23 protein-coding genes are annotated in these 21,841 nt (G+C 63.7%); 16 read left to right on the top strand and 7 right to left on the bottom strand.

What is annotated here, in order from left to right; genetic code table 11:
* The first annotated feature begins 127 nt into the window (after positions 1 to 127).
* The 4 genes from RX331_RS22115 to RX331_RS22100 all read left to right on the top strand — a co-directional run bounded on the left by RX331_RS22115 (position 128) and on the right by RX331_RS22100 (position 3,756).
* Positions 128 to 376, top strand: coding sequence for a hypothetical protein (locus RX331_RS22115; RefSeq protein WP_317252029.1), 249 nt, complete (start codon positions 128 to 130; stop codon positions 374 to 376).
* Positions 377 to 587: 211 nt separating this feature from the next.
* Positions 588 to 2,078: an IMP dehydrogenase gene (gene guaB / locus RX331_RS22110; RefSeq protein WP_317252028.1), complete on the top strand. Its 1,491-nt coding sequence runs from the start codon at positions 588 to 590 to the stop codon at positions 2,076 to 2,078.
* A 258-nt stretch (positions 2,079 to 2,336) separates the two neighbouring features.
* Positions 2,337 to 3,359 (top strand): NADP-dependent oxidoreductase, encoded by a 1,023-nt coding sequence (locus tag RX331_RS22105; RefSeq protein WP_317252027.1) that lies wholly within the window; start codon positions 2,337 to 2,339, stop codon positions 3,357 to 3,359.
* A gap of 121 nt (positions 3,360 to 3,480) precedes the next feature.
* Positions 3,481 to 3,756 (top strand): hypothetical protein, encoded by a 276-nt coding sequence (locus RX331_RS22100; RefSeq protein ID WP_317252026.1) that lies wholly within the window; start codon positions 3,481 to 3,483, stop codon positions 3,754 to 3,756.
* Positions 3,757 to 3,835: 79 nt separating this feature from the next.
* On the opposite strand, the gene RX331_RS22095 is transcribed toward RX331_RS22100, so the two are convergent.
* Positions 3,836 to 4,666, bottom strand: coding sequence for a metallophosphoesterase (locus RX331_RS22095; RefSeq protein ID WP_317252025.1), 831 nt, complete (start codon positions 4,664 to 4,666; stop codon positions 3,836 to 3,838).
* A gap of 220 nt (positions 4,667 to 4,886) precedes the next feature.
* The gene (locus RX331_RS22090) at positions 4,887 to 5,855 is read right to left on the bottom strand and encodes a dienelactone hydrolase family protein (protein WP_317252024.1); all 969 of its coding nucleotides are present in this window, start codon (positions 5,853 to 5,855) and stop codon (positions 4,887 to 4,889) included.
* Between the two features lie 313 nt (positions 5,856 to 6,168).
* Here RX331_RS22090 and RX331_RS22085 point away from each other — a divergent pair, with 313 nt between their 5' ends.
* Together RX331_RS22085 and RX331_RS22080 are read left to right on the top strand one after the other, a co-directional pair.
* Entirely contained in the window at positions 6,169 to 6,627 is a 459-nt protein-coding gene (locus RX331_RS22085) for a hypothetical protein (RefSeq protein WP_317252023.1), read from the top strand.
* Between the two features lie 134 nt (positions 6,628 to 6,761).
* The gene (locus RX331_RS22080; protein ID WP_317252022.1) at positions 6,762 to 6,974 is read left to right on the top strand and encodes a hypothetical protein; all 213 of its coding nucleotides are present in this window, start codon (positions 6,762 to 6,764) and stop codon (positions 6,972 to 6,974) included.
* Here the strand turns inward: RX331_RS22080 and RX331_RS22075 are convergent.
* A complete protein-coding gene (locus tag RX331_RS22075; protein WP_317252021.1) occupies positions 6,959 to 7,651 on the bottom strand; it encodes an acriflavin resistance protein in 693 nt (230 codons plus the stop codon). The genes RX331_RS22080 and RX331_RS22075 overlap by 16 nt on opposite strands.
* Positions 7,652 to 7,825: 174 nt before the next feature.
* Between RX331_RS22075 and RX331_RS22070 the strand changes: the two genes are divergently transcribed.
* Both RX331_RS22070 and RX331_RS22065 read left to right on the top strand, forming a co-directional pair.
* Positions 7,826 to 8,248, top strand: a complete 423-nt coding sequence (locus tag RX331_RS22070; RefSeq protein ID WP_317252020.1) for an MAPEG family protein — start codon at positions 7,826 to 7,828, stop codon at positions 8,246 to 8,248.
* Positions 8,249 to 8,258: 10 nt separating this feature from the next.
* The gene (locus RX331_RS22065) at positions 8,259 to 9,557 is read left to right on the top strand and encodes an RsmB/NOP family class I SAM-dependent RNA methyltransferase (RefSeq protein ID WP_317252019.1); all 1,299 of its coding nucleotides are present in this window, start codon (positions 8,259 to 8,261) and stop codon (positions 9,555 to 9,557) included.
* 17 nt (positions 9,558 to 9,574) lie between these two features.
* Here RX331_RS22065 and RX331_RS22060 read toward each other — a convergent pair whose 3' ends face one another.
* Positions 9,575 to 9,907, bottom strand: a complete 333-nt coding sequence (locus RX331_RS22060; protein ID WP_317252018.1) for a DHCW motif cupin fold protein — start codon at positions 9,905 to 9,907, stop codon at positions 9,575 to 9,577.
* Between the two features lie 155 nt (positions 9,908 to 10,062).
* On the opposite strand from RX331_RS22060, the gene guaA reads away from it, so the two are divergent.
* Positions 10,063 to 11,661 carry a glutamine-hydrolyzing GMP synthase gene (gene guaA / locus RX331_RS22055; RefSeq protein ID WP_317252017.1) on the top strand — a complete coding sequence of 533 codons (1,599 nt, stop codon included), beginning with the start codon at positions 10,063 to 10,065 and terminating at the stop codon, positions 11,659 to 11,661.
* A gap of 73 nt (positions 11,662 to 11,734) precedes the next feature.
* On the opposite strand, the gene RX331_RS22050 is transcribed toward guaA, so the two are convergent.
* The gene (locus RX331_RS22050; protein ID WP_317252016.1) at positions 11,735 to 12,625 is read right to left on the bottom strand and encodes a LysR family transcriptional regulator; all 891 of its coding nucleotides are present in this window, start codon (positions 12,623 to 12,625) and stop codon (positions 11,735 to 11,737) included.
* A gap of 104 nt (positions 12,626 to 12,729) precedes the next feature.
* Here RX331_RS22050 and RX331_RS22045 point away from each other — a divergent pair, with 104 nt between their 5' ends.
* Positions 12,730 to 13,602: an SDR family oxidoreductase gene (locus RX331_RS22045; protein ID WP_317252015.1), complete on the top strand. Its 873-nt coding sequence runs from the start codon at positions 12,730 to 12,732 to the stop codon at positions 13,600 to 13,602.
* 199 nt (positions 13,603 to 13,801) lie between these two features.
* Positions 13,802 to 15,058 (top strand): serine hydrolase, encoded by a 1,257-nt coding sequence (locus tag RX331_RS22040; protein WP_317252014.1) that lies wholly within the window; start codon positions 13,802 to 13,804, stop codon positions 15,056 to 15,058.
* Between the two features lie 131 nt (positions 15,059 to 15,189).
* Here the strand turns inward: RX331_RS22040 and RX331_RS22035 are convergent, their stop codons facing one another.
* Positions 15,190 to 16,191 carry a tripartite tricarboxylate transporter substrate-binding protein gene (locus RX331_RS22035; RefSeq protein WP_317252013.1) on the bottom strand — a complete coding sequence of 334 codons (1,002 nt, stop codon included), beginning with the start codon at positions 16,189 to 16,191 and terminating at the stop codon, positions 15,190 to 15,192.
* Positions 16,192 to 16,385: 194 nt separating this feature from the next.
* Here RX331_RS22035 and RX331_RS22030 point away from each other — a divergent pair, with 194 nt between their 5' ends.
* From RX331_RS22030 to RX331_RS22010, 5 genes are all read left to right on the top strand, one after another.
* Complete coding sequence (locus tag RX331_RS22030) at positions 16,386 to 17,825, top strand: flagellar biosynthesis protein FlgA (RefSeq protein WP_317252012.1); 1,440 nt, start codon at positions 16,386 to 16,388, stop codon at positions 17,823 to 17,825.
* Positions 17,826 to 17,988: 163 nt separating this feature from the next.
* The gene (locus tag RX331_RS22025; RefSeq protein ID WP_317252011.1) at positions 17,989 to 18,540 is read left to right on the top strand and encodes a carboxymuconolactone decarboxylase family protein; all 552 of its coding nucleotides are present in this window, start codon (positions 17,989 to 17,991) and stop codon (positions 18,538 to 18,540) included.
* Positions 18,541 to 18,546: 6 nt separating this feature from the next.
* Complete coding sequence (locus RX331_RS22020; protein WP_317252010.1) at positions 18,547 to 19,950, top strand: amidase; 1,404 nt, start codon at positions 18,547 to 18,549, stop codon at positions 19,948 to 19,950.
* Between the two features lie 113 nt (positions 19,951 to 20,063).
* Complete coding sequence (locus RX331_RS22015; RefSeq protein WP_317252009.1) at positions 20,064 to 20,726, top strand: SRPBCC family protein; 663 nt, start codon at positions 20,064 to 20,066, stop codon at positions 20,724 to 20,726.
* Complete coding sequence (locus RX331_RS22010) at positions 20,726 to 21,088, top strand: metalloregulator ArsR/SmtB family transcription factor (RefSeq protein ID WP_317252008.1); 363 nt, start codon at positions 20,726 to 20,728, stop codon at positions 21,086 to 21,088. Before RX331_RS22015 ends, RX331_RS22010 begins: the two co-directional genes overlap by 1 nt.
* Before the next feature lie 17 nt (positions 21,089 to 21,105).
* On the opposite strand, the gene RX331_RS22005 is transcribed toward RX331_RS22010, so the two are convergent.
* Entirely contained in the window at positions 21,106 to 21,789 is a 684-nt protein-coding gene (locus tag RX331_RS22005) for an isoprenylcysteine carboxylmethyltransferase family protein (RefSeq protein ID WP_317252007.1), read from the bottom strand.
* Between the last annotated feature and the right edge of the window lie 52 nt (positions 21,790 to 21,841).

The following is a 21,841-nucleotide window of genomic DNA, read 5'->3' as shown; positions in this document are numbered from 1 at the left end:
GGGCTGAAGAAAAAGGCAGGCGAGGGGCCTGTATCATCCCGCTGCCGTGCAAGCCATTGCGGAGGCGCGCAAACCACCTAAATCCTGCGTGACGCTGGTATGCACCACCAGCCGCGGAGGACCCTGAATGATCTACGTTCTCGCCGCCTTGTTGCCGCCGCTCGGGCTGCTGCTGAACGGGCAGCCGTTTTCGGCGATCTTCAACCTGGTCCTGATCGTGTTCTGCCTGGTTTTCGGGCTGATTTTCCACGTCCTGCTGCTGGTGCCGTCGGCGCATGCGCTGATCGCGGTTCACATGAAGCGGGAGGACCGCCGCCACCGCGAGGTGGTTGAGGCGATCCGCCAGCACGGGCCGCCGCCCGGCTATCCGCGCTGAGGGCCCGCCGCTAACCCATTGGGATTGCGGCATTTCCTGAAAAGCCTATGCATAGCTGGCAAACGCTTTGATTCGGCGTGCCGCCATGCTATCGACCACCGTCAACCCCACCGATGGGCTTCGATTCGACGGTGATGCGGAAAGCATCGCCCAGGGCGACGTTCATCCATAGAATTGATCGCGGCGGTGAGCCGCCGAAAGGAGTTGGCAAATGGCGCAGGGACTTCAGGGTATCCGTGAAGCCTTCACGTTCGACGATGTGCTTCTCAAGCCCGGTCTCTCGGATATTCTGCCCTCGGAGGCGGACATCCGCTCTCGCGTGACACGCGCAATCCCGCTGAACATCCCGATCGTCGCGTCCGCCATGGACACGGTCACCGAGGCCCGCATGGCGATCGCGATGGCCCAGGCCGGCGGCATCGGCGTCATTCACCGCAATTTCGACCCCGAGGGACAGGCCGCTCAGGTGCGGCAGGTCAAGAAGTATGAATCCGGCATGGTGGTCAATCCGCTGACCATCGGCCCCGACGCGATGCTGTCGGACGCGCTGGCCCTGATGAAGGATCACGGCTTCTCCGGCATTCCCGTCGTCACCGGCGCCAGCAAGAACGCGCCCGGCAAGCTGATCGGCATTCTCACCAACCGCGACGTCCGCTTCGCCACCGACCCCCGGCAGAAGGTGTCGGAGCTGATGACGCATGAAAATCTCGTCACGGTGCGCGAAGGCGTCGGCCAGGACGAGGCCAAGCGGATGCTGCACAAGCACCGCATCGAAAAGCTTCTGGTTGTCGACGATCAGTATCGCTGCGTCGGCCTGATTACCGTCAAGGACATGGAAAAGGCGGTTGCGCATCCGCTCGCCTGCAAGGACGCGCAGGGCCGGCTGCGCGTGGCCGCTGCGACGACGGTCGGCGAGGGCGGCTTTGAGCGCACCGAGCGGCTGATCGATGCCGGCGTCGATCTGGTCGTGGTCGACACCGCACACGGCCATTCCTCGCGTGTGCTGGAGGCCGTCAACCGCATCAAGCGGCTTTCCAACGCGGTGCAGGTGATCGCCGGCAACATCGCCACGAAAGAGGGCGCACAGGCGCTGATCGATGCGGGCGCGGATGCCATCAAGGTCGGCATCGGCCCGGGCTCGATCTGCACCACGCGCATCGTCGCTGGCGTCGGCGTGCCGCAGCTCACCGCCATCATGGATGCGGTGGAGGCGGCGAAGAAGGCGGATGTCCCCGTGATCGCCGACGGCGGCATCAAATATTCCGGCGATCTCGCCAAGGCGCTCGCCGCCGGCGCCGATATCGCGATGGTCGGCTCGCTGCTCGCCGGCACCGACGAGACGCCGGGCGAAGTGTTTCTGTGGCAGGGCCGCTCCTATAAGGCCTATCGCGGCATGGGCTCGGTCGGCGCGATGGCGCGCGGCTCGGCCGACCGTTACTTCCAGCAGGACATCAAGGACACGCTGAAACTGGTGCCCGAGGGCATCGAGGGCCAGGTGCCGTATAAAGGCCCGGTCGGCAACGTCATGCACCAGCTCGCCGGCGGCCTCCGTGCCGCGATGGGCTATGTCGGCGCGCGCAACCTCGCCGAATTCCACGACAAGGCCCAGTTCGTCCGCATCACCGGCGCCGGCCTGCGCGAAAGCCACGTCCACGACGTGACGATCACGCGGGAAAGCCCGAACTACCCGGGCGGGGTGTAATTCTCGCCACAAACGCCGTCATTCCGGGGCGCGAAGCGAACTATGGTGCGCAATTGCGCACCAGAGAATCTCGAGATTCCGGGTTCGGTTCTGCGGACCGCCCCGAAATGACGATGCTCGGGCAGGGACGACGCCATTCTCCGCCGTCATTGCCAGGAGCGTAGCGACGAAGCTATCCATTCTTTTTCGTTGACGAAACTGGATTGCTTCGCTTCGCTCGCAATGACGAGCTTCAACAATAAGACCGGAGAAAACCTCATGTCCCAGGGCAAACGCATCGTCCTCGCCTCGCGCCCCGTCGGCGAACCAAAGCCTTCCGATTTCCGCCTTGAAGACTGCGCCATCCCGACGCCGGCCGCCGGCGAAGTGCTGCTGCGCACGATCTGGCTGTCGCTCGATCCCTATATGCGCGGGCGCATGAGCGACGGTCCGTCTTATGCGCAGCCGGTGCCGGTCGGCGGCGTGATGGAGGCCGGCACGGTCAGCGAGGTGATCGCGTCCAACAATCCTGCCTTCGCCAAGGGGGACGTCGTGTTGTCGCGCGCCGGTTGGCAGACGCATGCGATCTCCGACGGCAAGGGGCTTGCGAAGATCGATCCAAAGATTGCGCCGATCTCGACCGCCGTCGGCGTGCTCGGCATGCCCGGCATGACCGCGTATACGGGCCTGCTCGATATCGGCAAGCCGCAGGCTGGCGAGACCGTGGTCGTTGCGGCGGCTTCCGGCGCGGTCGGCTCGGCGGTCGGGCAGATCGCGAAGATCAAGGGCGCGCGCGCCATCGGCATTGCCGGCGGCAAGGACAAGTGCGCCTATGTCAAGAACGAGCTCGGCTTCGACGATTGCCTGGATCACCACGAAACCGATCTCGCTGCAAAACTGAAGTTCGCATGCCCAAAGGGCATCGACGTCTATTTCGAAAATGTCGGCGGTGCGGTGTTCGAGGCGGTGTTCCCACTGCTCAACGCCTTCGCGCGCGTTCCCGTCTGCGGCCTGATCGCGCACTACAACGACACGCAGGCGGTGGCGCCGAAATGGGCGCCGTCGTTGATGCGCGCAGTGCTGACCAAGCGGCTCACCATCCGCGGTTTCATCGTCAGCGATTTCGCCGCGCGCCACGGCGATTTCCTGCGCGACATGTCGGGATGGGTGCGCGAGGGCAAGGTCAAGCACAAGGAGTTCGTCACCGAGGGCCTGGAGAACGCGCCGGCCGCGTTCATGGGGCTTCTCAAGGGCGCCAATTTCGGCAAGCAGCTGGTGCGCGTCGGGGCCGACAAGGCGTGACGTAAGTTGCGGTGGATGTGGGGGAACACGCAAAGTGAACCTCACGCTCACTTGAGAGCGGTGGCGGAACGCCCCTTTGCGCGCATCGTTTGGCCCTGACATCCAATGGAGAAGCCAAATGATGAACTGCAAGAAACTATCGCTCGGCCTGGTTGCCGCCACGATGCTGGCCACTCCGGTGATGGCTCAAGAAGTCTATCAGGAACCCGGCATGATCGGCTTTAGTTATCCGAACTCCGCTTACACGACGGGCGGCTACGGCGTTCGGGTTTCGCCCGGCCCGGGCTATTATTACGGCAACCGGTTTCATCCGGCGCCACGGGTAGGGGCGTTCGCGACAGCCCCTTGGGATGATGGCTCCTACGGCTCCTATGGCCTCGTCGAGCGGCAGTGGTGATGCGCTCTGATATCTGAAGCGCGATCCAAGGATACGACGGAGTATCTGATGGAGCGGGTGACGAAAGTCGCCCGCTCCGTCATTTGCGGCGGTTCAGCGAATCCAGATCAACTTCGGTTTGTCCCGCCGGCTTGATGTGCCGGACCTCGAAGGCGTCCGGCTGGAAGCGATATTCCACCAACCCGACTTCCTTCGTCCCGATGACGGGCTGGATTCGGTCGGGGAGCGTGAAGCTGGTCGGCGGCGCCCAGATATGACGCGTATGGCCATGGGTGAAGTCGCGGCGCTGATGGATATGGCCGGCGGCGACCAACCGCAGATCGATCTTCGAAAACATTTCGATCAACGTTCTGCGCCGGGGCTGCGGCACATAACGGATCGCCGTGTCTTCCGTCTCGGCATCGTCAGGTGCATTCAGGAATAGCGGCTTGTGCAGGAACAGCGCGACCGGCCTGCCGTTCACGCGCGTCAGTTCCGATGCGAGCCAGTCGAACTGCGCGGCCTCGCTTTCGATGCCGGTATTCATGATCAGCGAGTTCAGCCCGATGAAGCTCCAGCCGGCTTCGTCGAACCGCCAGCGGTCTTCGCCGATCACGGCGAGATAATTTTGTCGCTCCGTCTCGGTCGCCGGCTGCCTCGGGGGCTGGCCGACCGCTGTCGGGTTGTCGCCGATGTCGTGATTGCCCGGCAGATGCCGGCACGGCACCGGCAGCGCGGCATGCAGCTCCTTGGCAAACATCAGATCGTCGCGGCTGGTCGGCGCGTCATAGGCGAGATCGCCGGTGTTGACGACAATGTCCGGCCGCGTCGCATCAATGTGCTCGCTGACGCGATGAAAATTGTCGGTGAGCTGCTGCAGGCGCCGGGTGAGGTGGCTATCGGAAATCTGGGTCAGGCGAAATTCGCTCATGCAGTATTCCTTTTGAAATGGATCATAGGCAGACGGAAAAGTCAGAACGATGACGATGGAAGTGGTGAGCCCGAATGTCGCCACGCGCTCAATGTCATACTCCGCGAAGCCGGAGTATCCAGTACGCCGCGGCCTCTCGGCTCAAGCGCCGACGTCTCTGGAATACTGGATCACCCCGCTTTCGCGGGTGATGACAGGCTTCAGCGTGGCACGACCAGGCTCACCCCAGCGTCCGCCGCCAGAACGCCAGCATATCCGCCTTGAACAGCTCCGCATCCCCATCGCGGCTGCCGATTTTTGCGCCTTTGCGGCCATAGCCGGCCTTCAGCGCATAGACCATCAAGTCGCGGTCGGTCAGTTTGCTGTCGGCAATCCCCGTGAGTGGATGGATGAAGGCGCCGTCATTGGCGATGTAGGCGGTCGGCGCGGCGGGGGAGACCGATGCGTCGGCAACGTTCTCGATATCAGTGCCGCGATCAAAACTGTGCTGCGCGCCGCCGATCAGCCGCATCGTCGCCCGTCCGCCGGACAGGCGGATCGCCTGGCAATGGCCCTGCACCTGCATCGGCGAGCACCATTCGTCCGCATCACCCATCAAGACGCGGATTTCGGTCTCGTCGACGGAAGGATCGACGAATTGATGGCCGCTCCAGGGATAGGCGGCGAGCACGCTGCGAAATCCCGCGCCGGCGCCGACCACCGCATCGGCAAAACGCCGCGTCGCTGCCGTCAGCACGGCCGAGCCGCCGCGGCTGTGGCCCTGCGCGCCGATCCTAGATGCATCGATCTGGGGATGGTCAGACAGCACCTGCCAGGCCGCGAGCACATCGTAAGCGCTCGCCGCAAACGAAAACTGCGTCTGATTGGCGACGGTCGAGGTCACATCGCGCGCGCCAAAACAGTCGAGCACAAAGCTGGCAAAGCCGTCACTGAGCATCGTCTCGGCATGCGCCAGATGCGAGGGCGCTACACCAAGGCTGCCCGGCACCACCATCACCAGCGGCAGCTTGCCATTGCGCCGGCGGCTGTCAGAGGCCGGCAGGAACAGCTTGCCGTCGATCGCAAGCCTCGGCAGGTCGATGGAATGGCTGATGACGTGGAAGTAGTTGAGGGGGTTGGCGGTGGGGATCCTGAAATTCTCCCCTCTGACGCCGCCAGCGAAAACAATGTCCTGATCGCGAAATCGCAAGGTTGAAATCCTCCCCTGCGGCCGCTCTTTGTCGGCGGCCGTCGTGGCCAGTGTAATGCCAAGTTCCCCGCCTGTATCGGTTTTTGCGGGAAAAAGATCAGTATACAACTATTTGGAGCATAAAATACACATCACAGTTGCGCGTTGAGCCTGCACGACGGCCGTCGCTGAGGCAAGGGAGGATTGTGTGGCGCCAAGGTTCGGTTCGACGCCCAAGCGTTTGCCCGCACGCGCTGACGGGCCAGCGTCTAAGGTTTCGGTAAGTTCTCATCCCATACAAATTCAGTTCCGGCCAAGCTGATGTGTAACCTGAATGTGGCTTTCGAAAGCAGCGCGATTCAACAGCGAAGGCGGCGGCTCCAATCCGAGTCAGGCCGTGCGTCTACTCTGGTTTCTCTTGTTCTTCCTGTCGCCGATGGCCTCAGTCGCATACGTCTCGCAGTTCGAACTGAGGCATGCGGGCGCCGATGCGCTGATCCACATCCTTTGGATATCCGCGGCTTCGCTGGCGGTGACCCTGTTTTGCGCCGTGGCTCAGCCGATCCAGATTATCGACGAAGCAACAATGACGAAACTGGCGCGGGCCAATTTGTGCTTTGCCCTGATCGATACGTTGTTCTTTGTGATTCTGGTCCGGGATTTCTCGGCGATTGACCAGGCCTGTCAACCCGGAGCGGCGTGCCGCACCTACCCGGTGGGCTGGCTGGCGCTGGCGGGAATGCATTATTGCTACGCGGCCTGGGCGTATGTCACCATGCTGGTCAATCGATAGCGTGCAGGTGAGGGCGGTCGAGGGAGTTCAAACGATTGTCTTCAACAAGGTCGTTGTCATGGGCAAGTTCTTACGAGCAGATCCAGGAGGCAATCGCCGCCTTGGAGAACTACTCTCCCGGTATTTGGGAGAACATGAAGAAGCTAGCCCCGATCACGGACCCTCTCAATGACGAGCAAGAGAGAGCAAAAACAGCCATCGTGCGCGCATTGACAATCGTCTTGCCCAAGGTGTCGTTTGTCGCGCAAGCGGAGAACAGGTTTGAAGCTGAAAACCGTCTAATCCTAGACGTGCGCAATGCTGTTCAGGCTGCAATCGAATCCGTGCCCCCTCAAAGCACGCGATAGCGGATCGCAAACGTATCGTGGATTTCCGTCGTCACCGTGCCGCCGCTGACCGGCACGATGCCGTCGGCGAGGTGCCACGGCCCGAAGCCTTGCGAGCGCGACGGGCTTGCCGGCAGCCGCAGGCGGAAGGTGCTTTGCGCCTGGCCGGGCAGGTTGAGCAGCATCACGCGCTCGGTGGTGCGGTAATCCAGCGTCACGGTGCCGCGCAAAATGCTGTGGCCGTCGTCGGTGGCGCGCAGCGCCTCCTGAAGCTTTGCCAGTTTCTGGTTCCGGTCGGTCAACAGCTCGATCTGGGTATCGGCCGCAGTCGTCAACGTTCCCTTCGGCAGGCGTATCTCGAATTCCACCGCCGGCTTGGCCGGATTGAGGCCGAGATAGGCCTGTGCCGCCTGCCGCAAGTCGACCACCACGAAGGCGAGCAGGACGAACACCGCTGATGCGGCGAGCCCGTGCCTGACGACATCGCGGCGGCTGCGATGGCCGGTGCGGAAATAGACCGACAGCATGATCGCGACCGCGAGCGCCGCGGCGACGCCCGACAGCGCCGACATCGCGATGCCGAGCCCGCCGTCGGCCCCGTCGCTGAAGCCGATGCTCCGGAGCAGGGAGGTCATGGAATCGCCGGGCAGCTGGGCGGCATGGCCGGCGCCGGTCAGGAGGGGGGTGGTGATGTTCATCGCGGGCTCGCGAGGGGTTCAAATGGCTGGTCCGGGACCAGAACAAAAGCAATTCTCGATAGTTGGTCGCTGGCGTTCCACCTGCGGTTCAAGGCGTGCAGCTAAGTCGATTTGTCAGGTGAGGGACGGGCCGTTATTGCTTGCAGCAACTCGCAGGCTTTGGGGGAGATTCGCATGTCGCTTCAAATGGTTTTGCTGCCGGTCTTCGTTCAGATCGGGCTCACTTTCTTCCTGTTGCTGTGGATGGTGACCGCCCGGACCAAGGCGATCAAGGCGAGGGAAACCAGCCTCAGGGACATCGCGGCGGGGCAGCCGAAATATCCGCCCCAGGCGGCCCAGGTCGGCAATTGCTTCTCGAACCAGTTCGAAGTACCCGTCCTGTTCTACTTCCTGATCGCGCTGGAGCTGCCGCTGCGCCGCGCCGATCTCTTCATCGTGCTGATGTCCTGGGTGTTCGTGGTGACACGCTTTGCCCATGCCGGCATTTTCGTCACCTCCAACAACATCCAGCAGCGCAGCATGGCCTGGTTTGCCGGCGTGCTGGTGCTGCTGGCGATGTGGCTCTACTTCGCGCTGAAGCTGTTGCTGCTCATTTAGAAAGCACTTGATGACCCCCGCTGCCCGGCTGTCCGCTGCCATCGAATTGATCGAGACCATCGACGCCGATCGCGTTCCGGCGGCCAAGGCGCTGAAGGAGTGGGGCACGGCGCATCGTTATGCCGGCTCGGGCGACCGCGCCGCGATTTCCGGCCTGATCTGGGATGTGCTGCGCCGCCGCTCGTCGAGCGCCTTTCTGATGGACGCCGACACGCCGCGCGCCCGTGTGCTCGGCATGCTCAAGCTGGAGCGCGGCATGGATGCGGACGCCATATCAGCGCTGTGCGACGGCTCGCGCTTTGCCCCGGAGCCGCTGACGGAAGGCGAACGCTCGGCGCTAGCCGCACGCTCACTTGCCGGCGCACCGCCGCACATCGCCGGCGACTATCCGGAATGGCTCGATCCGCACCTCGCCGCCGTGTTCGGCGAGGATCGCGTCGCCGAGGCCACCGCGATGGCGAGCCGCGCGCCGCTCGATCTGCGCGTCAACACGCTGAAGGCCAAGCGCGAGAAGGTGCAGGCCTCGCTGAAGCATCTCGGTGCGACAGCGACTCCGTGGTCGCGGACCGGCCTACGCATCGCGCTCGGCGCCGACGCGCGCAATCCCGGGATCTCAGCGGAAGAGGATTTCATCAAGGGCGCGATCGAGGTCCAGGACGAGGGCTCGCAGCTTGCCGCCCTGTTCACGGCGGCAAAGCCCGGCGAGCAGGTGATCGATCTCTGCGCCGGCGCCGGCGGCAAGACGCTGGCGCTCGCGGCGATGATGGGCGGCAAGGGCCGCTTGATCGCAACCGACCGCGACAAGCGCCAGCTGGCGCCGATCTTCGAGCGGCTGTCGCGCGCCGGCGTCCATAACGCCGAAGTGCGCCCGCCCAAGGGCGACGCTGATCCATTGGCCGACATCAGCTCATCGGCCGACCTCGTGCTGATCGACGCGCCCTGCACCGGCACCGGCACCTGGCGCCGCAACCCCGACGCCAAATGGCGCATGCGCCCCGGCGCACTCGAAATCCGCTTGAAGGACCAGGCCGAAGTGCTCGATCGCGCGGCCGGCATGGTGAAGCCCGGCGGCCGCATCGCCTATGTCACCTGCTCGGTGCTGCCTGCCGAAAACGGCGAGCAGGTGCGCAGCTTCGGCGCGCGTCATCCGGAATTTTCGATTCAGCGATTGAACGAGACCGCGAGCGTGCTCTGGGACAAGGCGGAAGAGTTTGAAAGCGCCGCACTGAAGTTGCCCGAAGGCTGGCTGATGACGCCGCGCCGCACCGGCACAGACGGGTTTTTTGTGTCGGTGCTGAAGAAGGCGTGACGCTCTTTCCCCGTCCCTCAATCCACGATGAACAGCTTCGCGCCCGTTTTGGTCGACGAGCGGTGCGCCGCATCGCCGAAATCCGACACCTGATAGCTCATGCCCGGCTTCAGCGTGAACCTCCGTCCGTCGCGCAGCTCGGTCTCCAATTCGCCTTCCAGCACGTAGAGCACATGCCCGCGGTCGCACCAGTGATTGGCGAGATAGCCCGGCGAATATTCGACCATGCGGAGGCGGAGATCGCCGATGTTGAGCGTGCGCCAGTGCGCCTGCCCGATCTCGCCGGGATGCGTGGTGGCCGGCATCTGGCTCCAGTCGGTGACGGTGAAGGGCAAGGTGGGGATTTTCATGCGGTGGAATCCAGCGGTGAGAGGAACAATCTCCCGTCAAACGCAAATTAGGTCAATAATACTGACCTATGGCGCCATGTCCATCCCCCAAGAAGAATGTGGGCCGCCCGTTTGACGCGGTTGCGAGGCCGCCCCCCGTCGCGTATCTGCTTGCCATGACAGCCCTCAAGCAAGACCGCGAGTCGTCGACGCCCTCCGTGGCCTCGGCGCATGACAAGATTCTGATCGTCGATTTCGGCAGTCAGGTGACGCAATTGATCGCCCGCCGCGTGCGCGAGGAGGGCGTCTATTCCGAGATCGTGCCGTTCCAGAAGGCGGAGGCCGCCTTTGACGAGATGAAGCCGAAAGCGGTGATCCTCTCCGGCGGCCCGGAATCGGTGCATGAAGTAGGCTCGCCCCGCGCGCCGCAAAAGATCTTCGATTCCGGCGTTCCCGTGCTCGGCATCTGCTACGGCCAGATGACCATGGCCGCCCAGCTCGGCGGCGAGGTCGAGGGCGGACACGCCAGGGAGTTCGGCCGCGCCGATGTCGAGGTGAAGGCGGAAAGCAGCCTGTTCGAATCCACCTGGGGCAAGGGCGAGAAGCATCCGGTCTGGATGAGCCATGGCGACCGCATTACAAAAATGCCGCCGGGCTTCACGGTCGCCGGCGTCTCGGCGAATGCGCCGTTCGCGGTCATCCAGGACGAGAAGCGCAAATATTACGGCCTGATGTTCCACCCCGAAGTGGTGCACACGCCGGACGGCGCAAAACTCTTGCGCAATTTCGTCCGCAAGGTCGCCGGGCTGACCGGCGACTGGACCATGCGCGCGTTTCGTGAAGAGGCGATCGAAAAGATCCGCGCCCAGGTCGGCAAAGGCAGGGTGATCTGCGGCCTCTCTGGCGGCGTCGATTCCGCCGTCGCCGCGGTCCTGATCCACGAGGCGATCGGCGATCAGCTCACCTGTGTGTTCGTCGACCATGGCCTCTTGCGCCTCAAGGAAGCCGAGACCGTCGTCGACCTGTTCCGCGGCCACTACAACATCCCGCTGGTGCATGTCGACGCGTCAAAACAATTCCTCGGCGAGCTCGAAGGCGTCACCGATCCCGAAAGCAAGCGCAAGACCATCGGCCGCCTCTTCATCGACGTGTTCGAGCAGGAGGCCAAGAAGATCGGCGGCGCCGAATTTTTGGCGCAGGGCACGCTCTATCCCGACGTGATCGAGAGCGTCTCCTTCACCGGCGGCCCTTCGGTCACCATCAAGTCGCACCACAATGTCGGCGGTCTGCCTGACCGCATGAACATGAAGCTGGTCGAGCCGCTCCGCGAACTGTTCAAGGACGAAGTCCGCGTGCTCGGCCGCGAGCTAGGCTTGCCCGAAATCTTCGTCGGCCGCCACCCGTTTCCGGGCCCGGGCCTTGCCATCCGCTGCCCCGGCGACATTACGAAAGAAAAGCTCGACATCCTCCGCAATGCCGATGCCGTCTATATCGACCAGATCCGAAAGCACGGCCTCTACGATGCGATCTGGCAGGCGTTTGCCGTGCTGCTGCCGGTGAAGACGGTGGGCGTGATGGGCGACGGCCGGACCTACGAATATGTCGTCGGCCTCCGCGCCGTGACGTCAACCGACGGCATGACCGCCGACTTCTATCCCTTCGACATGAAATTCCTCGGCGAGACCGCCACGCGGATCATCAACGAGGTGAAGGGGGTGAACCGGGTGGTGTACGACGTGACGAGCAAGCCGCCGGGGACTATTGAGTGGGAGTGAGAGAGCCTATGGCACCTTCCGCGCCGCTCGAAGAAGTCATCTAGTGTGGAGTAACGCCCGAGCTTTTCTAGTGTCAGTTATTGATATAGGCGGCAAGCTCATCAGGCGTCCCCATGGGAAAGGCCTGCTTCAGATGGTCGAGGAACGCTGACACCCGAGCGCTCAGTAGCCGCCTGGATGGATAGAGCGTCCACAGGGCAATGTCGGGTTCATCGATATCACCCCAGTGCGCGAGCGTGCCATCGGCTAAATCTTGGCTCACGAGCGACAGGGGGAGACGGCCAGCGCCAACGCCCGCGCGCACCGCATCCCGAACCATGATGAGCGATGACAGCGCGAGGACCGGCGCGACCGCGATCGTCGACCGGTCAGTGGTCGTCTTCAGGTTCCAGGGAAGTCGATCACCTGCCGAGCGGATGACGGCAGGCGCGGCAAGATCTCCGGCCGGCCGGGCGAGGTTGGGACTTGCGACAGCCACCAGCCGATCGCGCAGGAAGACTCGTCCAACCAGGCTGTCGTCGGGATCCGGATTGACCCGAATCACCAGGTCAAATCCCTCCTCGATCATGTCGACCGCACGGTCTTCGGTCGTGACTTCGAGCCTCACCTCCGGATACTTAAGGGCGAACCCAGCGGCGATCTTTCCCATCGCGGTCTGAGAGAAGAGCAGCGGGGCACTGATCCGCAACCTGCCTCGCGGCTTTTCACCGCCCGAGGCGATCGCCGCCGCCGTCTCTTCGAGTTCGGTGAGCAGGAGGCCCGCTCGCTCGAACAGCGCGCGTCCTTCCTCTGTGAGCTTCAGCGAACGCCCCCCGCGTTCGAACAGGCGCAGGTTGAGCGCCGCCTCCAGTTCGGCGACCCGGCGCGAGAGGGTCGCCTTTGGGCGCCCCGCGGCCCGGGCGGCACGGCCAAACCCTCCGTTTCGGGCAACAAGATTGAAATCCGCAAGCGCAAGCAGGTCCATGTGTTCCACCAGTGAGACGGTATGTCCAAATATATCGTCTATCGGCCCGCATATGGATCAATATTTTCGGGGATGTTTTTTGACACCAACCCGGAGTGATCTCCATGACCATCCTCGTAACAGGCGCCACCGGCCGCGTCGGCCGCCACGTCGTCCAGCAACTCGTCAAGCGCGGCGCCGACCTGCGCGTTCTCGTCCGCGATCCCGCGAAGGCCAACTTTCCCGCCAGCGTGGAGGTTGTGCAGGGCGACCTGCTCGATATCGACTCGCTGCGCACTGCGTTCACGGGCGTCCGCACGCTATTCCTGCTCAATGCCGTGGCGGGAGACGAATTCACCCAGGCGCTCATCGCGCTGAACATTGCTCGCGAGTCAGGCGTCGAGCGGGTGGTTTATCTGTCGGTGTTCCACAGCGATCGCTTCGTCAACGTGCCGCACTTCGCGGTGAAATCCGGCGCCGAACGGATGATCGAACGGATGGGTTTCAGTGCCACGATCCTTCGCCCGTCCTACTTCATCGACAACGAGCTCATGATCAAGGACGTCATTCTCAACCACGGCATCTATCCGATGCCGATCGGCGGCAAGGGTGTTGCCATGGTCGACGCCCGCGACATTGCAGAGGTCGCAGCGATCGAGCTGATCCGCCGCGATCATGCGCCGGACAAGCTGCCGATCGAAATCATCAATCTGGTCGGGCCTGACACGCTGAAAGGTTCGGACGTCGCCGCGATCTGGTCCGATGTCCTGGGCCGCCTCGTTTCCTATGGCGGCGATGACCCGACCGCATTCGAGCAGAATCTGGCGACCTTCATGCCGAAGTGGATGGCGTACGAAATGCGCTTGATGGCCGAGCGCTACGTCAGCGACGGCATGATCCCGGCGGCCGGCGACGTCGAGCGTCTCACACAGATACTGGGCCGCCCGCTGCATTCCTATCGCAACTTCGCGAGCGAGATTGCGAGCGCCGCGGCCTAACGGGCGAGCACTCTGGGATCACAAGCAAGCGTAGCCCGGGTGAGCACGGCGACACCCGGGACCGCTCCCTCGCACTTCGCTTCGCTGCTGCGGGCCGCAACTCTGCTCGTTGCGCCGATCACCCCCGCTTAAACGCTACCTGTGCCTTGCGCATCGACATGTTACGACTCCGCAATCCTCTCCTCCGGAGCCCGACTTCATGTCCGTCGCAACCGCTGCAAATCAGCCCGCCACCGCCACCGAAACCGACCCGCAAACGCTCGGCTGGATGCAGGGCTTCCCGCCGCCGCCGGACAAGACCATCACCTTCCACAACGGCTCCTTCCGCAGCTTCCCCGAACTGCGCTGGGCCTGGAGCAATATCCGCCAGTTGGTGCCGACGGTGAATGTCTGGCGCGGCGCGGGGCCTGCGTCGGTATTGTCGCGCGAGGAGCACGACATCGGCGCGTCGGCTTCGGTCACCATGGACGGTCGTCCCATGACCTTTGCGCGGATGCTGGAAGAAACCTATGCCGACGGCATCGCCGTGTTGCATCGGGGCAAGCTGATCTACGAGCGCTACTTTGGCGCGCTGAAGCCGCACAAGCCGCACATCGCGATGTCCGTGACTAAATCGTTCACCGGCACGCTTGCCGGCATTCTCGTCGCGGAGGGCAAGATCGATCCGCAGGCGCCGGTCACCGACTATGTGCCGGAGCTGAAGGCCAGCGCCTTCGGTGACGCGCGCGTGCACGAGACCATGGATATGACCACAGGGCTCGAATACACGGAAGTCTATACCGACAGGAATTCCGGCGTGTTTGGCCTCAGGCGGGCGAACGGCATGGCGCCGATCGAACCGGGCTATGAGGGCGCGACCAATATTTTCGATTTCCTGTGCGGGCAGAAGAAGCAGGGCGAGCACGGCAAGGCGTTTTCCTACAAGACCGTCAATTCGGACGTGCTGGCCTTTATCTGCCGGCGGGCGAGCGGCATGAGCCTGTCCGATCTGCTCTCGGAGAGGATATGGATTCCGATGGGGGCCGAGGAGGACGCGCATTATCATGTCGACCGCATCGGCATCGAAAGCGGCGGCGGTGGGCTTTCGACCAGCTTGCGCGATCTCGCCCGCTTCGGCGAGACGATCCGCAATCACGGCCGCTTCAATGGCCGCCAGATCGTGCCGTCGCAGGTTGTCGAGGACATCGCGCGCGGCGGCGATCCCGAAAAGTTCAAGCCGGCCGGCTATACCACGCTGCTAGGGGCCTCCTACCGGAACCAGTGGTGGGTGACGCACAACGCGCACGGCGCCTTCATGGCGCGCGGCGTGCACGGGCAGGGCATCTATATCGATCCGAAGGCGGAGATGGTGATCGCCCGCTATGCCTCGCATCCGGCCGCCGGCAACGCCGCCAACGACCCCGTGACGCTGCCGGCCTACATGGCGCTGGCGAAGGATTTGATGGCGGGGGGCTGACGCGATGCCGTGGCCCGGGTGAGCCAACGGGTCGCGCGAATGCGCGCCTCAGCGACCCGGGTCGGCTGGTCCCGCATATCTGCGCTCATGCGGGCTACGAACATCAGCTTCGGACAGCCTATCGACGCACATCAATCCGCGATGCTGATATGCGCATCCGTGATGACCTTGGTCCATCGATCGACATCGCTGGCAACAAGGTTTCTCAGATAGGCTTGCGACTGCTGTTCGGGCGCAGGGGCCACGGCGCCCAGCTTCTCGAGCCGGCTGATCGTATCAGGATCAGCCATCGCCTTTGCATAGGCGGCATGGATCTTCGCCATGATGTCTTCGGGCAATCCCTTCGGGGAGAAAAATGCCGTCCATGCGTCGGCCTGGTAGGCTTTCAGGCCGCCTTCATCCGACGTGGCCGTGTCCGGAAGCACCTTCGAGCGCTGCAGAGAGGCGACGACGAATGCCTTGATCGTGCCGGCCGAAACCTGCGGGGCGACCGTGATCACCTGGTCGCAGGAATAGTCGATGGCGCCAGCGAGCAGATCATTCATCAGCGGGCCGTTGCCGCGGTAGGGGATTTCGGTAGGCTTGGTGCCGACCAGGGCATTCAGCAACGTGCATGTGAGGTGAGCGTTGGAGCCGACGCCGGAATGACCGACCTTGAAATCGGGGCCGTTCTGCTTCATCAGCCCGATAAATTCATGGAACGTCGTTGCGGGCAGGTCCTTTCGGCCAAAGACCACGATGGGCGCCGAGGCCGCGAGGCCAATCGGCTCGAAATCGGTTCGCGGATCGTATTTCCGCTTCTCGTACAGGGCGTAGGACGACGCGTGGGTTCCCATATGCCCGGTCAGCAGCGTGTAGCCATCGGGCGCAGCCCGCATGACGCGGATCGAGCCGATCGTACCGCCAGCGCCAGCCACGTTTTCGATGATGATCGGCTTGCCGAGGTGCCTGGACATGCCTTCCGCAACAATCCTGGCGATGACGTCCGTCGCGCCGCCTGCCGCAAAGGGAACGACCATGGTGATGGCCCGGTTCGGGTAATCCGCCTGTGCTGACGCCAAGAGGGCCGTCAATGGAGCCATCAACACGCTGAACGCCGAAGCCATCAGCGTCAGAGCCGTCACCCTTCTCATTCCAGTTCCTCCTTTTTTGCTTTTTGGTCGATCGCGGCACGACCTTGTTTATGCGCGCAAGTGCGCCCGGCCGGCAGGATCATCGTATGTTCGTGGTCATTCCGGCAGACCTGTTGTATCGAGATAGTTGAGACCGTCCTCGGCGACGGCACAATAGCCGCGCGAACATAGCAGCGCGGACCGGGAGAGATATCGTGAACCTCTACGCAAAACTCCTTGCGCGCGAAGCAGAGCGGCGCCCCATCAGAGTTGGCTTGATCGGCGCAGGAAAGTTCGGCGCGATGTACCTGCATCAGGCGCCGCGAACGCCAGGCGTGCATCTCGTCGGTATCGCCGATTTGTCGCCGTCACGCGCGATCGAGAATCTGAAGCGCGTCGGGTGGCCTGAGCAGCGCTATGGCGCGGCTTCGCTCGATGACGCCCTCAGGAACGGCACGACGCATCTGACCGACGACTGGGAAGCGCTGATCAAATTCCATGGCATCGACGTGATCGCCGAATGCACCGGCAATCCGCCGGCCGCCGTCGAGCACTGCCTGGCGGCATTTGCTTCCCGTAAACCGATCATCAACGTGACGGTCGAGGCTGACGCGTTCTGCGGACCGATCCTGGCCCACAAGGCGCGGCAGGCCGGCGTGATCTACAGCCTGGCCTATGGCGATCAGCCGGCTTTGGCCTGCGATCTCGTGGATTGGGCGCGGGCATGCGGCTTCCCGGTGGTCGCGGCCGGTCGCGGCCACAAATGGCTGCCTCAATACCGGGAATCGACACCAGAAACGGTCTGGGATCACTGGGGGCTGACGGCCGAGCAGGCGGCGCGCGGCGGCATGAACCCAAAAATGTTCAACGCCTTCCTCGACGGATCGAAGCCGGCGATCGAGTCCGCCGCCATCGCCAACGCGACAGGCCTGGAAGCGCCGTCGCAGGGCCTGGCATTCCCGCCGGGATCGGTGAACGACATTCCGACGCTGATGCGTCCGCGCGCGGAAGGCGGCGTGCTCGAAGCCAAGGGGCAGGTCGAGGTCGTGTCCTGCCTCACGGCCGACGGCGCCCAGATCCCGAACGACATAAGAAAAGGCGTCTGGGTCTGCTTTGAAGGCGACAGCGAGTACATCCGCAATTGCTTCCAGGAGTACAGCGTCGTGACTGATCCGTCCGGCCGCTACATGAGCTCCTACAAGAAGTGGCACCTGATCGGCCTGGAGCTCGGAATATCCGTCGCCGCCATTGCGCTTCGCGGCGAACCGACCGGCGTCGCTACATGCTTCAACGCCGACGTCGCCGCGACCGCCAAAAAGGATCTGCGCCCGGGAGATACGCTCGACGGCGAGGGCGGCTACACCGTGTTCGGAAAGCTGACGCCATCAGGCACGTCGCTGGCAAAGGGATATCTGCCCTTGGGCCTCGCACACGACGTGCGATTGATCCGGCCGGTCACCAAGGACGTCTGCATCACCTGGGCCGATGTCGCGGTCGACGAGACGCTGCCCGCCGTTCGCATCCGCAAGGAACAGGAGGCGCTTTATTCTTCGGTGGCGGGGGACGGAACAGGCCGAAGCAAGATGCTGAGCGCAGACGCAGCGCCCCGCCAGAATGCCGCTTCATATTCGGTCGTCACCCGCGCAGGCGGGTGAACCAGTATTCCAGAGGCAGCTGCTATTGAACCGATACGTCACGGCATACTGGATCCCCTCGGGTCGCGGGGATGGCGGTCGAGATACTATCGGACACATTGATTTGTCCGGCGTGAAGGTCCAGCATCTCTGCAGATCTCCGATCTCCAATCAGGAACTGCCCATGTCACGCGTATCGATCAAGACCAGGGACGATCTGCCGACGGAGCTGAAGCCGCTGTGGGACAGGATGACGACCTATGGCGCGTTCGAGAACCAGGCCGGCGTGATGGCGCACCGGCCCCCGATCTTCAAGCATACATGGTCGCTGCTGGTCGATCTCGCCGATAACGGCACCTTGTCGAAGCGCCATCTGGAGATCGCGCTGGTCGCGGTGTCCCTGCTGAACAAGTGCGATTACTGCGTGTCGCACCACGCGCCAAAGCTGGCGATCCAGGGCGTATCGGAAGCAGGCGCCGATCGCCTGCTCGACTACCAGGATCATCCGGAACTCGACGCCGTCGACAAGCTCGTCGTCGAATATTCGATCGCCGTGAACAACAACTGGAGCAAGACGCGCGACGAGATTTTCATCAGGCTCCGCGAACATTTCTCCGAAGCTGAGATCGTCGAGCTGACCTGGCGCATCGCGCTGTGCGGCGCCTTCAATCGCTTCACCGACATCCTGCAGTGCGAAGTCGAGCAGGGTGTTCCCGCGCACGAAGCCGCCGAATAGCAGGCGATGTCTGGCGAATTGAACTGGCTGTCCGCCCGCGAGATGACGCGACGCTTCGCAGGCGGCGAGTTGTCGCCGGTCGACGTGCTGGATGCCGTGCTGGCGCAACTGCATCGGGTCAATCCGGCGCTTAATGCCATCTGCCTGCTCGATGAGCCGCAGGGCCGGCGTCTCGCCGCGGAGGCGGCGGAGCGTTGGCGCCGGGGCGCACCGCTCGGGCCGCTCGACGGCGTGCCCGTCGCCATCAAGGATACGGCGCATGTCGCGGGCTGGCCGACGCGCATCGGCTCGCATGCGACTGCGGCGGCGCCGAGTGCGGAGGATACGCCCGGCGTTGCCCGCCTGCGCGAGGCCGGCGCCGTGTTCTTCTGCAAGACGACGACGCCGGAATTCGGCTGGAAGGGCATCACCCACGGCCCGTTGACCGGCATCACGCGCAATCCCTGGGATACATCCCGCACGCCCGGCGGCTCCAGCGGCGGATCGGCCGCGGTGGTGGCCGCTGGCGTCGTGCCGCTGGCGACCGGCGGCGATGGCGGCGGCTCGATCCGGATACCGGCGGCGTTCAGCGGCGTGTTCGGCTTGAAGCCGAGCTACGGCGTGGTGCCGAATTTCCTGGGGCCGTTGGGACCGCTCGCGGTCTATGGCGGCCTATCGCGCGATGTCGCCGACAGCGCGTTGCTGCTGAACGTGCTGACGCAGCCGGACGCGCGCGATTCCTTCGCCATTCCCGATCGCGGCATCGATTACCTCGACGGCCTCGACGCTGGCGTGGCGGGCCTGCGGGTCGCATGGTCGCCCGATCTCGGTTTCTCAGGTGCCGACCCCGCCGTCGTGGCCGGCATGCAGCCGGCGATCGACGCGCTGGTGAAGGCCGGCGCTGACGTAAAGCAGGTCGATCTCGATCTCTCCGCTGCGCAACCGGTGCTGGAGGTGATCTGGGGCGCATCGCATGCCGCGCTGGTGCGTGATTTCGACGGCGCGCAACTGGCAGCGCTCGATCCCGGCCTGCTGCGGCTGGTCATGTCAGCACAGGACATTTCCGCGAGCGAATTGCAGGCGGCCTATGCCGAAATGCGCGCGCTGAGCCAGGCGATGCACGCGTTTCACCGCGATTACGATCTGCTACTGACGCCGACCATTCCCATCACTGCATTCGCCGCCGGCATCGATACGCCCGACGCCGTGCGTTTCCCGCAATGGTTCGACTGGACGCCATTGACATGGCCGTTCAACCTCACGCGCCAGCCCGCGGCCTCGGTGCCTTGCGGATTTGTCGAGGGGCTGCCGATCGGATTGCAGATCGTGGGGCCGATGTTCGCAGAGCAGGCGATCCTGCGAGCGAGCCGCTGCGTCGAGCAGGCCTGTGCGACCGGTGCGCGGCCGGCGCTTCGAGCGGGTGCATCCTGACGGATGGGCAGGACGTCGTTTCGGCCCGCCATCTGCCTCGGCGCAATATAAGTGTTGACTTATATAAGTGAACATCGATACTCCGTCTGAAAAATTGGCAAAGGAGGGACGGTATGCAGATCGATGTCGCCAGGGTCTTGGGGCTGGTCACGCGCTCGGTGCGCCATTTTGAGAAGGACGGCAAACCGGCGAGCGCGGTAACGCTGACACGGCTTTACGACACGGGTGTCGATGACCTCTGGGACGCCGTGACCGGCAAGGAGCGCATCCCGCGATGGTTCTTGCCGGTCGAGGGAGAGCTCCAACTCGGCGGCAGGTATCAGCTCAAGGGGAATGCGGGCGGGACCATCACGGCGTGCGCGCCGCCGACGCATTTTGCGGCGACGTGGGAATTCGGCGGTGGGACAAGCTGGATCGAGGTCATGCTGGCCGCAGAACGCGACAAGGCGCGGCTGACGCTTGAGCACACCACTATTGTCGAGGACCATTGGAATCAGTTCGGTCCGGGCGCGGTGGGCATCGGTTGGGATCTCGCGCTCGCGGGCCTCGAGCGCTATCTTGCGACGGGCAACTCGGTCGACCATGAAGCGGCGGAGGCATGGATGGGCTCCCCAGAAGGCAAAGCGTTCGTGACCGAGAGCGGCGAGTCTTGGCGTGCGGCGCATGTCGCCAGCGGCATCGATCCGGCCTTGGCCAAGGAGCGGTCGGACCGTACAATCGCTTTCTATCGCGGCGAAATGCCGCCCGATATCGCGCACCCCGGCACAGGAAGCTGATGCACGTCTTCGAAGTTCTCGCCGATCCGGTGCGCCGTCGCATCCTCGAACTGCTGGGGTTGCGGGAAATGGCGTCCGGCGAAGTGGTGGAGGCGATCGGCGCCGAGTTCGGCATCACGCAGGCGGCGGTGTCGCAGCATCTCAAGGTGCTGCGTGAAAGCGGCTTTGCGCGCGTCCGCGCGGACGCGCAGCGACGGCTTTATTCGGTCGACGAGGCGGGGCTTCAGGCAGTGGACGCGTGGCTCGGCCGATTCAGGAATTTCTGGGAGCCGAAACTCGACGCGCTGGCGACAGAGATCGCGCGCGGCAAACGCGAGCGGCGTCATGCACCGCTGACCAAACGGAGCGGGAAGAGGGCTTAGCCCGTTGATGGGCCGTCTCACCAGACGAGCGGAATCAGACGCCAGCGCACTCGGCGCGCATAGTCGTCATAGCCCTCGAGGCCCGAACGCAGCGCCTGTTCCTCGATACCGATTCGGATGCCGAGCAAGAGGGTGAGAACCGGAACTGTGACAAGCCCCCACCACGAGCCGAGCACGAGCGAGGTACCGGCCATATAGAACAGCGCGCCCAAATACATCGGATGGCGGACGATGGCATAAGGGCCTGTCGTGATGACCGCCTGGCCACGGTCCTTTTGTATTTTTACGACGGGCGCGGCGAAGCTGTTCGCGCGCATGGTCCAGTACATGAATAAGAATGCCGCCAGGAGCAGGCCGCATCCTGCCCACTGCACGGACGGTGGCATCATTGACCAGCGCCAGCGCGCAGCATCCGCGGCCATGAAACCCATCCCTCCGAACATGAGGAGCAGGACCGGGATCAGGACCAGCTTGTCCGCGAGCGGCTGATCCTTCTGCACGGGCGGCTTCAGCCGCTCCCTGAGCAGGCCGGGATCGACGCGCATCATGTGCGCTCCAAATATGACCGAGAGGGCGACCATCGCACCGAGGTAGAGCCACCCTCCGTCGTAGTCCATTGTGCCCGCGGCGCCGAAGATGATCGCGCCCATGAAGCCGAACCAGACGATCGTCTGGACGATAAAATTTAAGACGAGACCCATTGTTTCGCCTCCTGTCGAAGCTGTTGATTTTTCCTGACCGCTGCGCCGCGCG

The organism is Bradyrhizobium sp. BWA-3-5, from assembly GCF_032917985.1.
Taxonomy (GTDB): domain Bacteria; phylum Pseudomonadota; class Alphaproteobacteria; order Rhizobiales; family Xanthobacteraceae; genus Bradyrhizobium.
The sequence above is the reverse complement of the archived record's forward strand: the minus strand, read 5'-3'. Positions and strand labels throughout refer to the sequence as shown.